11 protein-coding genes are annotated in these 17878 nt (G+C 29.8%); 4 read left to right on the forward strand and 7 right to left on the reverse strand.

The window, feature by feature from the left end:
• The 3 genes from KKE07_01585 to KKE07_01595 form a co-directional block, all read left to right on the forward strand.
• Positions 1–967: NAD(P)-dependent glycerol-3-phosphate dehydrogenase (locus KKE07_01585; protein MBU4269549.1), on the forward strand; the 967-nt coding region annotated here is incomplete at its 5' end.
• Positions 968–979: 12 nt separating this feature from the next.
• Positions 980–3631, forward strand: a complete 2652-nt coding sequence (locus KKE07_01590) for a DUF1343 domain-containing protein (GenBank protein MBU4269550.1) — start codon at positions 980–982, stop codon at positions 3629–3631.
• A 76-nt stretch (positions 3632–3707) separates the two neighbouring features.
• Positions 3708–4754: a protein kinase gene (locus tag KKE07_01595; protein MBU4269551.1), complete on the forward strand. Its 1047-nt coding sequence runs from the start codon at positions 3708–3710 to the stop codon at positions 4752–4754.
• Here KKE07_01595 and KKE07_01600 read toward each other — a convergent pair.
• From KKE07_01600 to KKE07_01630, 7 genes are all read right to left on the reverse strand, one after another.
• Positions 4751–5569: a hypothetical protein gene (locus KKE07_01600; GenBank protein MBU4269552.1), complete on the reverse strand. Its 819-nt coding sequence runs from the start codon at positions 5567–5569 to the stop codon at positions 4751–4753. The two genes, KKE07_01595 and KKE07_01600, sit on opposite strands and share 4 nt — an antisense overlap.
• Positions 5570–5587: 18 nt before the next feature.
• On the reverse strand, positions 5588–6745 hold the full coding sequence (locus KKE07_01605; GenBank protein ID MBU4269553.1) for a hypothetical protein: 1158 nt from the start codon (positions 6743–6745) through the stop codon (positions 5588–5590).
• Positions 6746–6766: 21 nt separating this feature from the next.
• Complete coding sequence (locus KKE07_01610; GenBank protein ID MBU4269554.1) at positions 6767–7504, reverse strand: hypothetical protein; 738 nt, start codon at positions 7502–7504, stop codon at positions 6767–6769.
• An 80-nt stretch (positions 7505–7584) separates the two neighbouring features.
• Entirely contained in the window at positions 7585–8577 is a 993-nt protein-coding gene (locus tag KKE07_01615) for a hypothetical protein (protein MBU4269555.1), read from the reverse strand.
• Between the two features lie 77 nt (positions 8578–8654).
• Positions 8655–9275 (reverse strand): dTMP kinase, encoded by a 621-nt coding sequence (gene tmk, locus KKE07_01620; protein MBU4269556.1) that lies wholly within the window; start codon positions 9273–9275, stop codon positions 8655–8657.
• An 11-nt stretch (positions 9276–9286) separates the two neighbouring features.
• Positions 9287–11107, reverse strand: a complete 1821-nt coding sequence (typA, locus tag KKE07_01625) for a translational GTPase TypA (protein ID MBU4269557.1) — start codon at positions 11105–11107, stop codon at positions 9287–9289.
• A 120-nt stretch (positions 11108–11227) separates the two neighbouring features.
• Positions 11228–12439 carry a DegT/DnrJ/EryC1/StrS family aminotransferase gene (locus KKE07_01630; protein MBU4269558.1) on the reverse strand — a complete coding sequence of 404 codons (1212 nt, stop codon included), beginning with the start codon at positions 12437–12439 and terminating at the stop codon, positions 11228–11230.
• Between the two features lie 194 nt (positions 12440–12633).
• On the opposite strand from KKE07_01630, the gene KKE07_01635 reads away from it, so the two are divergent.
• On the forward strand, positions 12634–17673 hold the full coding sequence (locus KKE07_01635) for a hypothetical protein (GenBank protein ID MBU4269559.1): 5040 nt from the start codon (positions 12634–12636) through the stop codon (positions 17671–17673).
• The last annotated feature ends 205 nt before the right edge of the window (positions 17674–17878 follow it).

Here is a 17878-nt window from a genome sequence, read left to right on the forward strand (position 1 = left end):
AGAAAAAGTTTCCGTATTGGGTGCCGGGGCTTTTGGCACAGCTATAGCGAATCTTTTGGCAGATAACGGATTTAATGTTTATCTGTGGTCATATGAAAACGATTTAGTTTTTCAAATTAATGTTGAACATGAAAATAAACTTTATTTACCCGGATTTAAATTAAATGAAAATATATTGGTAACCAATGATCTAAAACAAGTTATTCAAGATACAAATTTTATATTTCAAGCAATACCTGTAAAATTTTTAAGATCAGTTTTAGTTGAAGTAAAAGATTATATTACAAAAGATCAGGTTTTTATTTCTTTAAGCAAGGGAATTGAAGAATCAACTTTATTGTTTCCAACACAAATAATAGAGTCTGTTTTGGAAAATAAAAATAAAGTTTTTGCTTTATCCGGTCCAAATTTTGCTCATGAAATTATTGAAAAACAATTTACCAGATCGGTTCTTGCCGGAAGTGATGATTTTTATTCTTTAAAAATAAATAATATATTAAAAAATAATTATTTTAAAATCGATGAATCAAAAGATTTAATAGGTGTCCAAGTTGGTGGTGCGTTAAAAAATGTAATATCTCTTTTGGCCGGAATATCCTCAGGTTATCAACTGGGTAAAAATACAATTGCATTTATTGTCACAAAAGCATTTGAAAATGCATCTAACTTAATAATTACTCTTGGCGGACAAAAAGAAACAATATATGGTCTTTCAGGTTTTGGTGATCTTTATCTAAGCTCTACCAGCCCATTTGGTAAAAATTTTATGTTTGGTTTTGAGGTTGGTAAACTAATAAAAAGTGGTGATTTTGATAAAGATATATTTTTTAAAAGTAAAATTTTGCCTGAAGGCATAAATGCAATAACACCATTACATGAGCTTATTATTAAAAGTAATTTAGATTTGTATTACTTAGATTTGGTTTATAAAATTATTTTTGAAAATTTTAAATTTATAATTGAATAACAAAGAAATTTTATGAAAAAAATATTTTTTATTTTAATTTTATTTTTTAATAATCTATTTTCTCTAAATTCCGGTCAATTTTTTATATTAACTTTGCCAAATACAAGTTCTCAAAAAGATCTTGCAACTTGGCTTTCTAAAACTAAACCTGCCGGAGTAATGCTTTTGGCTCAACATGTAAAAAATCGACAAGAGACAAAAAAACTTACAGCGTTTTTACAAAATGAAGCAAAAAGATTAAAAATTCCAAAATTAATAATAGCTATAGATTGGGAAGGTGGCATAGTATCGCGAACAAATGAAACCGGAGGCTTTTTTTCCGTACCTGCGCCAAAAAATTTAGGTGAAATAAATAGAACATACTCGGTTTTATCAGGTAAATTAATTGAACAACAGATGCGTGATGCCGGTATTAATATGAATTTTGCGCCCAGCTTGGATTTATTCGATCCAAATAATTTTGTTTTAGGTTCAAGAACTTTTTCTAGTGATCCGGAAAAAATTTTTGAGCTTTCTTCAGCTTTTGCGTCAGGCTTGGAATCTGAAGGCATAATTCCTGTTTATAAGCATTTTCCGGGTTTAGGGGGCGGTGGGCTTGATACTCATTTACATCAAGTTGAAGTTAAATTAAGTAAAAAAGAATTTAAAAAACATGTGTTACCGTTTAAAAAAATTTTAGAAAGTAAATCTGATCCATTTATAATGGTTACTCACGCAAAATATCCAAATATATTTGAAAATTTACCTGCTACATTATCACCTAAAGTTGTTAATTGGATAAAAGATAAAAATAAAAATGCTTTTTTGATTACAGATGATTTTTTTATGGCTGGTGTACAAATTAAATCTGATTTATCAGATCTTGTTTTAGATTCAATATTTGCAGGCTTTAACTTAATAATTTATTCGGCCCAAAAAGAAAATCAAGATATTGATTTAATTGAAAAACTTAATAATAAGTTAAATTATATTTCACAAGAAAAAAAATTAATTTTAGAAGAACAGATAAACAAGATTATAGAATTTAAGAATAAAAAATTAGTTGATTTAGAATATAAAGTTATTTTACCTGAAAAAAAATTATCAAAATATTTAGCATCAGCGGCTATAAAAGAATTTTATGAAAATTTAAAAATAAATAATTGCTTATTAATTACTGCAGATATTTCAAAACTTCGTCCCGGACAAGATTGGTTTATAAATAATAAAAAAAGTTATCTAGCAAAATCACTTGAAAAATCAGTTGCGAATTTAAAAGAGTTAATTTTTGATCCAAAAGATAAAAATTGTGTAAATTTAGTTTTAGATTTTATAAAAAATAATGAAAATTACAAAAATATTATATTGAGTAGCTTTTTTTATGGGCAGGGCGTTTGGAATGACAATCAGAAGATAATTATAGAAAGTTTAAATAGTTTTTGTACTCAAGAAAATAATATAAATTTGATAAATATATCTTTGGCACATCCATATGAGCAAACTATATTAAAAAATGCAAAAATATTTAATTTGGGTAGCTTTTCAAAACCAATGTTAAAAGAGGTTGCAAGTAGATTAACAGATAATTACTTACCTGAACAATGTTTAATTTTAGAACAGTTAAAAGAAAAATTAAAAAATAAAAAAATTGGATTACTTTGCCACAACGCAAGTTATCTTAATATTGAAAATGGTAAAAGTTTTTTGCCTGATTTATTATTTGATTTTGCAAAAAATCAGCAAAATAATACAAAACTGGTTGCGTTGTTTTCACCGGAACACGGGTTGTTTGGTAATTTTGGTGCTACAGTTAATGTTGATAGCCAAAAAAATAGCAGATGGGACTGTCCTATTTATTCGTTGCATGGAGCACATAAAAAACCAACAAAAGAAATGTTATCAAATTTAGATGTTTTGGTTATAGATTTACATGAAGTTGGTATAAGAGCTTTTACATATTTAAGTTCGTTAAAATTATGCTTGGACGCAGCTGCAGAAAATAATTTGTCTGTTATTGTTATAGATTCACCAAATCCAATTTATTTTTGGCCAAAACAGGGCCCCAAATTACAAGAAGATTCGGTATCTTTTGCAGGGATGGTAAAAACGCCATTTATTCATGGTCAAACTATTGGTCAAATTGCAAAAGATTTAAATAAAAAAATAAGTGCAAATTTAACCGTTATAAGTTTATATGACGAAAATAATTTTAAAAATTATTATAAAGCCGGTTATTATTTGCCTGCATCGCCAAATTTGGCAAGTATGGAATCTGTTTATTGCTATCCAATTACTGTTTTTATTGAGGGGACAAATTATTCAGAAGGCCGTGGAACAAATTTTCCATTTCAGCAAATTGGGGCTCCTTGGATTGACGGTCAAAAATTGGCGTGTATTTTAAATTCAAAAAAGTTACCGGGAATATATTTTGAATATGTAAAATTTACACCTGAATCCATTATTGGTAAATCTGTTGATCCAAAACATAAAAATATTCTTTGTGATGGTGTTTTTTTACATATTTATGATTTAGAAACTATTGAACCAATGAAAATAGCAAAAACTATTTTACAAACTTTATTTAGTCTTTATCCTGAACAATCTGAGTTTATAAAATTTGGTAATATATATTTTATAGATCATTTGGTTGGTAATAATTCTTGGCGAAAAGATTTGGTAAAATAAATTTATTATGCATCTTAAGTATTTTAAAAGAATAATATTTTTTATTTTTATATCACTAAATTTAAAATTAATTTGTATGGATCAATGTACGAATTGTTTTAAATTAGATGATATTAATAGAAATTATACAGACAAAGATTTGATTGGAGAGGGGGCCAATAAAAAGGTTTATAAAGTTTTTTCGTCCGATTCAATTCGTTCATTGGCTTTGGTTGTTTATAAGCCCGGAAAATATACAAATATTTTTTTTGAAAATGAACTATTTTTTTTAAATAATTCAGAGTACAAGCATCCAAACATTATAACTTTATATGATTTTGATGAAGTAAAAAAAGAGTTTTTAATGGAATGCGGTGGAACTGGAAATCTTCGTTATTTTATAAGAAATTGTCGTAATAAAAGAATACAAAGAAATAAAGTTGAAAAAGCTACTACTTTATCTAAAAAAATAGATTATCTAATTACTATTTTATCGATTATTGTTTTTTTACATGATAAAAATATTATTTTAAGAGATTTAAAGCCTGATAATCTTATATTTGTTAGGGGTGTATTAAAGCTTATAGATTTAGAGTCTTTAATAATAATTCCCAAAGATAAAACATATGTTAAAGATGGCTCATTTTCAATGACCATTCCATATGTAGACCCCGCAATTTATGGATCAAAATTATCAGATGAAAATGGAATATGTTATTACGCCTGTTATCTAGAAAATGATATTTATTCAATAGCAACATTAATTTTTTACGTAATATATGAAAATGATTTTTTTTATAAATTTGTTGAAAATAAAGTTTTGGAATCAAAAGATCCGGAGTTTTTAAGTGAAGAAAAAGATTTAGTTAAATCCGTTAAAAATATTTTGGAAGATTTTAATAAAATTAAGAAAATAATGAAAAAATATTTATTAAATCAAGGCGAACGGCTGAATTTGAATGAAATAGATTTTTTTTATAAGGGGCTGGAAGATCTATCTGTCAAAGATAGAATAAATAATTTAATAGAAAAATGTTGGGGATTTATATTGGATAGACCTAGCGCAAAAGAAATTTTAGCAGAACTTATTGAAATAAAAAAAATAGTTGACGATAAAATAAAGAAAAAGAAATATAAAAATTAGATTCTTGTTAGTTTTATATTATTTTTAATTAATAAATCTTTCATATCAAAAAATAACTTCCAGCCGTATTTTGTAAGTTTTCCATCAAATCTTGGTAGTTTAACTTCATGCAAATTAAAAAGTTTTGCAGTTGTTATAATTCCCTTAAAGGTTCTTATGCCGGGCTTTGTAACTGTAAGTTTTTTAATATTAAGTGTTCCAAAGTTTTTTATAATTTCTTGGCGTAATTCAAATTCAACAAATTTTTCAACAGACTGTTTTTCAGAAAATATACCATTATCTTTAATTTTTATTTGATTGTTTTTATTTTTTTTAATCAAAAGCTTGTTTGTAACAATAATCTGATTAGGTGAAAAATAGAATGTTTTAAACTTTAAAAATGCTGTGAATGATAATAAAAGAACTATATACATAAAAAATTTTGTTTTTTTTGAAAATTTTTTATTACTTAAAATAAAAAAAGTTATTAATGGTATTAATAACAAAATAAAAATATTTACTTTACCAAAACCCATTAACCAGTTCTTTTGTCCTATACTCATAATTTTTTTCCAAAAATTTGTCGAAATATCTAAAAAATATATCAAATAATTATTGGGAATATTTATTAATTCAGTGAAAAATACAAGAGAGCTTAGGGTTAAAAAAATAGATAAAAATGGTACGAAAATTAGATTGCCTATAAAACTCATCATAGATATTGATAATCCCCAATGAATTAATATTGGCAAAGAGATAAGTGTAATAATAAGTTGTGTTTCAAAAAATATAGCTAAATAGTTAAAAATTTTTTGAAAAATAGCTTTTAAGTTCAATGTTATATATTCGTAAATTTATTCAAGTTTATTAATTACAATTTTTTCCAGATTACTAAGATTATTGGCATCTTTTTTTTGCTTTATTATATTGGGCAAAATTTTATTTAAATAATCAAATGTATTATCTGTTGAAATATTGTAATTATTATTTTTTATATGCGCAAGAATATCTTTTTGTACCCAATTTGTAATGATATTTGAATAACCTATTAATTGAAATGTTTTGTGACCATTTGTTTTTAGTTTTTCATCCAAATACTTTTTAATAACAATATTTTTTATAAATTGCTGTATTATGTGCTCTTCAACTATTTCGGTTGCTAAAACTTCGCAATTTTCAGTTTTTGCTGTATTTATATAATTGTCTTTAAAACTCTTAAACTCTGTACAGGTTGGGTTTGGCAATCTTTTTTCGACATTTAAAGCAGAAAGAATATATTTTTTTATTTTATTATTTTTATTTTCTTTAAAATATTTTGACATATTATTACACATACCAAAATCCAAAAAGGCTAGTTTATAGATTTCTGCATTTGTTTTTTCTCGTACCATACAAATTTCCATATCCAAACCGTCTAACTGTAATTTATAATGCAATATTGCCATAAATGTACCAAGGTCACTGAATAATTGCTCTAAATTAGTTTTATTATTATTTATTTTTGAATATTTATTAATAATTTCATTTATTTGTTTAAGACCTAAACTGTGTCCCGTTATTATTTCATTTTCATATTTATCTACAGAATCAAGATTTTCTTCTCCAAATTTTAGTTGAGTTATTAGATTTTTATTGGTTTCTTCTTTAATTGGATATAATCTTGGAATTTCCATAGCGCAAACGTCTGCAATATTTGATATTAATTTACTTGGATTTAAAACAAGAATTCTTTCAAAAAGAGTTTTGTCATATATTTCTATTCGATTATAAATATTTTTTTGTATTTCAAATTCTTTTTTTATCTTATCGCATTGACTAATATTTTCACCACCTTTTATGGCTATATTTTCACTGCTGCTGGAGCCCCAAATTTCACCGGTTCCTCCTTTTCCCAAAAGTTGATCAAATGGAATGGAATAATTTTCCTGCAATAGATCCTGAATTTTTTTTGCGTTTGAAATATTAAATATAAAAAATATAAAAATATAAAATTTTAAATTTATTATCTTCATACTACTTTTTCTCCTTATTTCTTATTTACGTGGAAATTGTATATATAAATTTTTCCAAAATATTTTAGAACTTCCCGACATGGGTTCTTTTTTGAGCGTTTTTTTTAAAAAATTAAAAACTTTTAAATTATAATTAATTTCACTTAAATTGTTGTTTTTTGAACATAAAATAATTTTTTGAGAGTAAAAATTTAGCATATTGTTAATTAATTCTATGCTTTCACTATCCGACAGATTTGATTCTTTAAGTTGTTTATCAAAATTTATAGGGTTATCTAAATCTTGCTCATAAAAAAATGCAACTATAGGGTGGTTGCTTTGAGTATCAATAGATTCTTTAAATATTTTTATAAGACAGCGTGAGGAAATTGTTGGTAGAGTAGAATTTTTATTATTGGTTTGTAATATAAAATTATAACCAATTGGAGGTTCTTCAAGAATTTTCAAAAGTTTATTTGCCGTTGCTGTGTTTAGTGTTTGTGCTTTTTGTAAAATAAAAAAGAATTTTTGATTTTTATCCAGACTTAATGATGTTTGTTCAAAAATTATAGCAACATCTTTTACAGAGTAGTCTTTTTCAGGATTTATAAAAATAATATTTTCATGTTGTTTAATTTTTATTTTTCTACAGTCATTGCAGTAACAATTTTTATCTTTATTTTTTGAACAAAATTGTTGCTGTAAAAATAATTCAGTTTCATAATCAAGAATATCTTTAGAGCCTACAAAAAGTTGCGTTGGAATAAGTGTATCGTTCATAATAAAATAATTTTGTTAATATTTAAATCAAATTATAAAATTCTATTTCGTTATTATAACTTTATTTGAAAAATATAAAACTAATCTCCTGTCTGATCACCGCTTTCGTCTGATCCACCGGTAAATCCTGTAGTATCTAGAGTTTTATAAGGTAATATTCTGTCCATATTTACCCCATAATAATTTGAATATTTTTCCGGATCATTGTCATACGGGACAGCGCGACCAAACAGAATTGGTCTGGTTGTATACGATCCGGATGAAAGGTTTGAAGGGTCATTTCTGTATATTACCGAACTGGATAGGTTTGATCTACGCCAAAATTGAATTTTTTGTTCCGTATCCGTATCTTTTGTTCCTAAAATCATATAACCCATTCCAACACCACCTTCATCTACATTTTTGGAATTATCCGTTCTGGTATCTCTAACTCTTGGCCAATATGTAGTTGATGTTCCATGCGGTGAGGCTGAAGAATCTATTATTTTTACAAGAAATTCCGTGTAACCAACTGGAGTGTTTGAAAAACCTTCCAGTTGTATTGGCTCACCGGCTAAAATAAGAACGTGTCCCGTGTTACTTGCTCCATCTTCATATTTTATTGTTATTATATCTCCGGGGTTTAAATCATTAAGTCCCGATATTATTTCCCAACCCTTATATTTATCTGATTTAATATTATAATTTTTAAAAAAACTATAAAAATCTTTTGCTAAACATCGTTCCAAAGTTGGATTGTTTTTTGTTGATGGAAATCGTGAAAGCACTGCATGAGCATATATTTTTTCATACCAATCGTATACCGATATGGCTAAAACATAAGAAAGAAAACTTGAACAATCTACTTTGTATACTCCAGCTTTTACATTTATAAAAGTATTATAATCATAATCTGATAGTGTAAATGTATTTACTACTCTTTCAGCTTCAGCCAGAATTTTTTTACTGGGATAATCTTGATGATATGCATCCTGTAAACTACAAGCTGAGTAGTTTAAATAAACCGTATATGTTGATTTTACTTTATTTGTGATTGTTACTAACAACAATAAAAATATTAATATTTTTTTCATTAATTTACCCCTTATAAAATTTTTATGGGGTAAATTTACATTTGAGAATATTATTCAGTCAATCAAATAAAAATATATTATAATTTGTTTATTATTTCCGTTATTGCGAGAGTTGTTAATTTTTCAGGAGAAAGAGTCCCGTCAAGTTTAATTACATTTTTGCTATCTATAAAGATTTTTTCGTAACCAACAATAACTTTTTCCCAAAATTCAGTTTTTTCTTTTTCAAAAGAAGTTAAAGATTCATTACGTTTAAAAATTCTATCTTGAGCCGTTTTTATGTCGATTTTTATGTAAAAAATTAAATCGGGTTCAATACTTTGCATTGCCCAATTATTAACTGATTTTATATTTTCAATATTAAGACTGCGACCATAACCCTGATAGGCTAGTGAAGAGTCGGCCATACGGTCTGAGATTATAATTTTCCCTGAATTTAATGCGGGTATGACAATATCTTTTATGTGCTGGGCTCTATCGGCTGCAAACAAAAAATATTCTGCCAAATCACAAACATTATCTTTTTCTTCATGAAGAATTTGTCTAAGTTTTAAACCGAGATTTGTTCCTCCCGGCTGTTTGGTTAAAACAACCGGGATATTTTGTTCTGTTAATTTTTTAAAGATATTTTGGGCTAAAAGAGATTTTCCGGAACCATCTATACCTTCGAGTGAAACCAATAAACCCTTTTTTTCCATCTAAATTACTCCTATTCTCTACTGGATTTTTTTCTTTCGTGTGCTTTTAAGAATTTCTTTCTTAATCTAATAGATTTTGGAGTAACTTCAATAAGTTCATCATTTTTAATCCACTCTAAAGCTTCTTCAATATTCATTATTTTAGGCGGAGCAAGTTTTATGGCTTCATCTGTTCCAGAAGCTCTCATATTTGTTAGTTTTTTTTCTTTGGTTGGATTTACATCAAGATCGTTCTCTCTTGAATGTTCACCAATAATCATGCCTTCATAAACTTCCACACCCGGGTCTATAAATAAAATACCTCTAGGTTGTAACGCATCTAAAGCATAACCTCTTGATGCACCATTTTCCATAGATACTAAAGCGCCCTTGGTTCTTCCTATAATTTCACCGGCATAAGGTTCATAGTCATGAAATCTGTGGTTCATTAAACCGGTTCCTCTTGTATTGGTCATAAAAAGGTTTCTAAAACCAATTAATCCTCGGGCCGGTATTTTAAATTCCAATCTTACTTTGCCTTCAGTATAGTGGACCATATTTACAAGTTCGGCTTTTCGTTTTGCCAAATTTTCCATGACAAAACCTTGATATTCTTCTTCTATATCTATTATTAATAATTCATAAGGTTCATATTTGTGACCATTTATAGTTTTATAAATAACTTCAGGAGCAGAGGCTTGAAGTTCAAAGCCTTCACGTCTCATAGTTTCTATAAGTACGCCAAGATGAAGTTGACCTCGGCCGGAAACTTTAAAGCTTTCAGCATTTTCAGTTTCTTCTACGCGAAGTGCAATATTTGTTTTTAATTCTTTAAATAATCTGTCTCTGACTTGACGTGATGTTAAAAGTTTACCTTCTTTTCCCGAAAATGGAGATTTGTTTACTCCAATATAAATGGAAAGAGTAGGTTCATCTATTTCAGTATATGCAATAGGATTTGGTTTTTCTGCATTACAAATTGTTGTTCCTATTGTAATTTCTTCTTCAAAGCCTGTAACAGCAACGATATCACCAAATTTTGCAGAATCAACTTCAATTCTTTTGATTCCTTCAAATTGATAAAGTTTTGTTATAGCCATTTTTTTGCTTATATAATCATTTTTACATGAAACAATTTGATCACCAATTTTTACAGAACCGTTAAAAACTCTACCAATACCAATTCTTCCAAGATAATCGGAGTGATCTAAATTTGTTATAAGAATTTGAAGATCTTCAATTGTTTGCTTAGGAGCGGGAATCTCTTCTAAAATTGTTTTAAATAGAGGTTGCATATCACCTGAAGTTGCTTTTGGACTTTCTGAGACAAATCCAAGTTTTGATGAGCCATAAAGCACTTTAAAGTTTAAGTGATCATCTTTTAATGCAAGTTCTAAGAAAAGTTCATGAATTGCTTCTTCTATTCTTTCAATATCGGCATCTTTTCTATCTATTTTGTTGATCAAAACTATAGGTTTTAAATCTAAAGCCAATGCTTTTTGTAAAACAAATCTTGTTCCTGGTAATGGGCCTTCTGCAGCATCAACCAATAATAAAAAACCTTCAACCATTTGAAGCGTACGTTCGACTTCACCGGCAAAATCAGAGTGACCCGGGGTGTCAACAATATTAATTTTTGCTTCAGGTAAAATTATAGCGGTATTTTTTGCAGTGATTGTGATTCCACGTTCTCTTTCAAGATCTCCACTGTCCATAATTCTGTCTGTTGGAACATCTTTTGTTTGAATTGTGCCCGATTGTTTTAACATTTGATCCACAAGCGTTGTTTTGCCATGGTCAACGTGTGCAATAATAGCAATATTTCTTATGTCTGGGCGGGTATTAATTCCCATTTTATCCCCTAAATTAAATAAAAAAATAAATTACAATAATAAATAAGGCGTTAAAAAGACAAGAAGCCCTTTATTACCCCAATGTGTATTATAATCCACAAATTTGAAAATATCTATTACTTATAAGTTTATACTTTTTTCTGAGCTTATTTTTGACATAATATTACTATTTATAACTTCTTTAAATTTTTCACAGATATATAAGACTTCTTCATTTGTTAATTCCGGCCAAATAGGTAAAGCTAAAATTGTTTGGGTTAAATTGTCAGAGATTGGGCATTCAGTTTTTAATCGTGGTTCTTTGTTTAAAAAATCTATCTGATTTAGTCCTTTTGGATAGTAGATATTTGTTCCAACGCCCATTGAACTTAAACGGCTCATTAATTCTTCTCTATTTATATTATTTAATTTAATACAGTACTGATGATAAACATGTTTTCCGAAAATTTCTTTTGGAAGTTCTATTGAATTTAAATTAGAAAATTCTTTATTGTAAATTGCAGCAATTTCTCTTCGTCTGTTGTTAAGATTTTCCAATAATTTTAATTTTTCATCAAGAATTGCCGCCTGTATTCCGTCAAGTCTACTGTTAATTCCATGTTCTATGTAATTATAGTGATTTTTTCTACCGTGATTTCTATAGCGTAAAAGTTTTTCTGCTAATACCGAGTCATTTGTAGTACATGCGCCACCGTCACCAAATGCGCCAAGATTTTTGGTTGGATAAAAAGAAAAACATGTAATATCACCGTGATTTCCGGCCATAATTCCATCTTCATCCAAAGATCCAACTGCTTGGCAAGAATCTTGAATTATCCAAAGATTATATTTTTTAGCAATTTTTCTTAGATTTTTATAATCTGCGCATTGTCCAAAAATATCTACAGGTAAAATTCCGGCAACACGATATCCTGTGTTTTTGTGAATCAAATTATTATTTTTAAATTCACATTCATTATTTATCCAAATTTCTATTTTGTTTGTATCGATATTATATGTTTTATCGTCAATATCTATAAAAACTGCATGCCCTTCAAGCGCCAAAATTTCGCTGCTTGATGCAATAAAAGAAAATGGTGTTGTGAGTACTATTTCATTTTTTTTCATACCTATTACATCGAGAGCCATTAATAAAGCGTCGGTTCCACTGTTGCAACTGATTGCATGTTTTGCATTAAGATATTTTGAAAAATTTGTTTCAAATGTTTCAATAAATTTTCCACCGATATAGCTTTGTGAATCTAAAACAGAATTGATTTTTTCGGTTAAATTATTTTTATTTTCCGACCACTGTCTTGAAAGATCAAAAAAATTGATTTTCTTGTTGTTCACGGTTTTCCTTTTGAATTTTTTAAATTTCTTTGCAAATTTACAATAAAAAAAGTTAAGCTTTTCGCGATTAATATATTTTTTAAAAACTAATCTAATGCTTTGCGTTAAATTTGTAAAATTTTGATTTTTATAAAAAGTTATATAGTTTGAATTTTAAAAGGGAATATTTGTTGGTTTTTATTAAAGGAGAGATAATGAGTAGATTATCTTTGAACAGGTTTTTAATCCTGTTATTTTTTTCTTTTGCAGGCATAGGTAACTCTTTGTTTGCTGTCAATTGGCGTAATGGACAAACTATTACAGCTGCCGTTAATGACCAAGATTTACAAATTTTTGGTGATGGCCATCAAACTGACGCAACTATTAATATTCAAAATGCCGTTTATATAAATGCGCATAATCAAGATATAAACGTAACTGTGACTGCAAACAATGTTAAGTTACAAACGCTTTCCGGTAATTATGCACATTTAATTTTTCACGCTAAAGCTGATCGTAATATAAATGTTTATTGTGATTATGATTTAATATTTAAATCTCTATTCAGTGCATCAAATTCAAATGATTTTACTTTAACATTTTCCGGACAAGGAACAACAACTTTTTATTTAAGTGATTATAATTCAACTCAAGACAGTACCGGAAAAAGAGGCGCTCAAGTTTCTTTTGAGGGTTCATCTTTGGGAGGTTATAATTATCCGGGTGAACCCTATTCGAAAATTACGACATATAATCCATGCAGAGTTTATATTTTAATGGATCAAATTTTAAGCCAGGCTATAACATCAGGTAAAAATAAAGTTGTCTTTAAACGTAGACCCGGAGGTTATGCTCAAGGAACTCAGTATCCTAAAAACCCGGTTGGTATTCACATAGATGATAGTTCAATGCTTACATATTTATCAACAGATACAACCGGTGCTGATGGTTATGGCTCAATCGCATTTGATCCTACACATACCGGATCGGGTTCCATGTACATAGATATAGATCAAAAGAACAATGGCGATGCAGGACACGGTGGTTTTAATGATGGAGCTTTACTTGTTTTTGGACATTATTGTGATGATTTTACAGAAGCCGGTATAAGAACAAAGGCTCATTATGATACTCTTGCAGGTAAAAAAGCAATATTAAGAGTTATTGATGATAGCAGATATTCAAGAGGAATAACCGATCCAAGTGACAGCGATGCACGAGGATTGTTAATAATTAATAGAAATACGGCTGTTCCAAAATTTGCAGCCGATCCGTATGAAGAAGATAATTTAATTACAGCGGTACCTGTAGGTGGTTCAAATCTTCCATTAGCTAGTATTGGTAAATATTGGGCAAATGCTTTTGCCTGGCAGCCTGCAGCCGATTCAATAAATACTATATTCGACCATGCTAGAACTACAACATATAATGTTCAGACCGGATTTATTTTAGGTAAAAATGGACGAATAGAAGTGGCACACAAAACATTTTTAGATTATGTAGCAACTCAAACAAATTTAAAAATTGATCCATATTTAGCCCAAGATTATTCAGCAGTTATTGCGAATGGTAATGCTTCAACTTATCTTAATACATCCCCATATTTGAAGAAAAAGAATCCAACAGCAATGTTTATTGATGGTCTTTATGAGGGTTGGAATAATTATGGGTTTCCTGTTGATAAAGATGATGTTAATTATACCGAGGCAGAAATATATCTTTATGGTGATTCCAAACTTTTATTACATGCGGGATCTAAAGTTACTGATGACGGTACTGTTCTTAATGCTTATGTACGACCTGTTTATGTAGAAAATAGTAATCATGACTATATTTTTACATTTACAATTGATTCTGCAACCTATAATGGTCAATATGTTTCAAGTTCACAAGTAACATCCGATGAAGGACGTCATGTTCTTGATTTGGAAGCGCCTTTAAACATTAAATCTTATTCAAGAAATTCATGGCCAAGCAGATCTTACACGGGAAGTTCTTTACTGGATGAAGCTATAGTAAATTTACCTACAGTAAGCATGGATTTTACCGGTAGGGAATATAACTATTTGACACAAAGTTATATCAATAGACCACTAACAAAAGATACGGTAACTTACAAAATTTATGATTCACCATCGATTTTACTAAATTCGGATTTAAAGCTTTTTGATGTAGTGTATGAAAATAATGATATTACAAAATTGTTAAGTCCAAACCCTTCAATTGCTTTACCAAATATTGTTGGCGGTGAAAGAAAATATTTTAACGATACGATTAATCCGAATGGCGCATTAACCCCAATTTTAGAACAAAATTATGCATATCCAAGATTTGAGTTTTATAATTCAAGATTGGATTTACACGAACATTATGTTGCGGCAGGATGTAAATTTGTTGTAAATGAAGTTGATTATTCTCCAACAATTGGAACAAATAATACTTCGACATTTAAATTCTTCAATCACGGATATTTGCTTGATACTTTAGATCATTCATATGGCAGATTATTTATGGCAACATGTTCAAACAACAAAATGTCCAATGCTTCAACAAATGCAACATTGCAAAATTCTTCCGTAAATGTATTTAGAAAATATAATAAAACAACACCGGCTCAAACTATTAAACTTTCATTGCAATCTGAAGATGAAACCGGATTGTTAATGGGACCATTGCTTGATGCAAAACGTCCTCATCATTTATTGATGTTTAACAGAGGTTCAAACGGTGTTGGTTATATGTCTTTGGGCTGGACAACAACCGTTGGTGATAAGACAACTTATCCATGGGAAAGTTTATCAGGAAATGGTTCAAATTATTTTGATATAAAAGTTACAACTACAGGTATTGAAAGTATTACAAATACTCCTCCGGCAACATTATCTATAGATGGAAATTACTTTTATTTTGGTGGAACCGATTCATCAGGCAATAAAGCTATTGTTCCTGTAATTACAACTGAAACAGGTTCAGTTGTTTATGTAAATCACGGTGGAAGGGTTACAGCTACTCAACCAAGTTCTACGACTCATGGTTATGATGCATTTGTTGATCTTCCTATTGTGTACAGACTATGGAGCTATGATGGCTTAATGGGAATCATTGATCTTCCAAAAGATCAGGTAATGTATGGCTATGGTTTTGGACAGCAACCTTATAATTTAAATACGGTTGATACGGATCAAGGAGCTCCTGTCGGAAATCATTTGGATACCTTTAATAGTCAAAGAGTTCAAGGCTATGCCGGAAGAATAAGTAACGATAGATATTCCGGAGAAGAGTATATAATTGCTTGGAATACTCGAACTGACAGCAATAGCTCTGTAAAATCCATTCCATTGTTTAAAACCGTACCAACTAGATACACGGCAATAATTGATCAACCTGTAACAATGCCTACAAATGTAATCTATTTTGGTGCCGGCATAGATTGGGCGGATATAGTAACACAGCTTAAAGTTGCAGGTGCAACGATGGCTGATCCATTACATTTATTGGTAGATGGTTATAGTTCCGGTCCGGGTTATGCATGGGTAAAAGAAATAGTTTCGATTCCATCGAGTCCGGTAGTTTATGGTGAAGGTGATCACGGAATAATATTCTTAAGAAATGGTGGTCGCGTTGGACTTGGTAACAATAGTTGGAACCAACATTCAATTAATTCTTGGAAACTTTTAGGAAAAGATTATCTAACAATTTCTCCTGCAGGCGATGGTACAATTGATCTTAACAGCAATGTTTATGTAATCGATCGTGGTGCATTTGTAGCAGAAACCGAATTTGGTGAAACTGAAGTTAACAGATTAACCATTAACCTTAACGGTAACACTCTTTATATTCCTGCAAATGGTGAACTTGATTTAAGCTCATTCGGTCAAAATACATTTAGACAAGAAATAGAATTTGCCGGTGACGGTAAAGTTGTTCTTGGTCACGGTGCAACAATCAGATTTTCTGCAACTGTAACGCCTACAAGTGTTGATAACTATCCGGTATTATATTTTAACGACAATACGATTCTTGAAGTTGAAGATGATCCTGAAGTAGCTAAGGCAAAATATTCTGATATTACAAAATACCCAACTCTTTTATCGCAAGTTACTGCCGCAGATGCAGATAAAGTAAAAATAGTAGGTAAAGGTCAGATTTGGTTAAACAAAGATGCACAATTTCAAGTTCTTGGTGGGGCCAAAGTACGAGTTGGATCCGATGATGATACGCCCGATACATATTTGCGTGTAAGTATACAAAGACAGGGTGACTTTATAATTGGAACGGAACAAGAGGCCGGAGGTTCTTTTGAAATTGGAAATCCTGTAGCTATTACGGGCGGTGAAGTTAATTTTGAACTTTCTTTAAATGGTGCACATGCAAGAACGCTTATCGAACGAGGTGGATTTTTAGGCTTTGGTGTTGGTGTTATTGATAATTCTTATGATCATATGAATGGTGATTCAACATTAGCTGCAAATCCGGTCGTTGATCCTTTAAATGGTAATGTGTTTTTTAGTCCGGATACGACAAATGCTTGGAAAGTACAAACTCTTTACGATGTAAAAACCGTAAAGATAACAAACAGCCAAGGTATATTTGATCACAGTAATATTTTTAACGGATCAAGTAGGCTTGCCGGAATGGTCGCTGTGGGTCCTATCTCGGAATCTTATACATTGGAACTTTCTGATCCCGATAGCTCTAAGATTTTGGGCGGTGGAAATATTATGTATCTTGACAGATCAACACTTGATCCCGTAGAAAGTTATCCGATTGCAGCATATCTTAACGCTTGGGATTTTGCAGATCCTATTTTAAGACAAGAACAGCAGTATGATGATCCTGATGATTACGGTATGTATAATATGCTTGCATCAGATTTGATTGTTCAACAACAAGTTCAAGCCAACTTTACAAATTCAACGGTTTCAAAACTATCCGGTGGTGGAATTAAAATTGTAACAGCCGGTACCGATAAAGCTTATGATTTCTTCAAGTTTTTATCTACTCCAAAATGGACAGAACTTGGATCAAGAATGGTAAACTGCGGAACAACTCAGTACAGAGTTTATATTGGTTATGTAAATACACCTGAAGCAGATAGTAATTATTCCTATGCAAGTGCAAATCAAATTTATAGAGAAACCGGATTCAGTATGGCAAGAGGTGCCGGTAAACCTGAAGACGGAGCTGAAATTGGTGTTCTTGGTACAACGGGTGATACAGACCCTGTTTCATTTACAACCGTAAATCGTAGATAAAAGATAATGGGGGCCATTCGGCCCCCTAAATTTAATCAAATAGGAGAAAGTATGAGTAAAATTTTACGACAAATTTTTATACCGATGCTTTTTATCTGCAGCGGTTATGTGTGGGCATCTGAAATTCGTTCACCATGGTTTTCAGAAAGAGGGCCAATAAGATATAAATTTGAAACGGATAAAGACGAAGATTATAGTTTGGATA

This window comes from Candidatus Dependentiae bacterium (assembly GCA_018897535.1).
GTDB lineage: Bacteria > Babelota > Babeliae > Babelales > UASB340 > UASB340.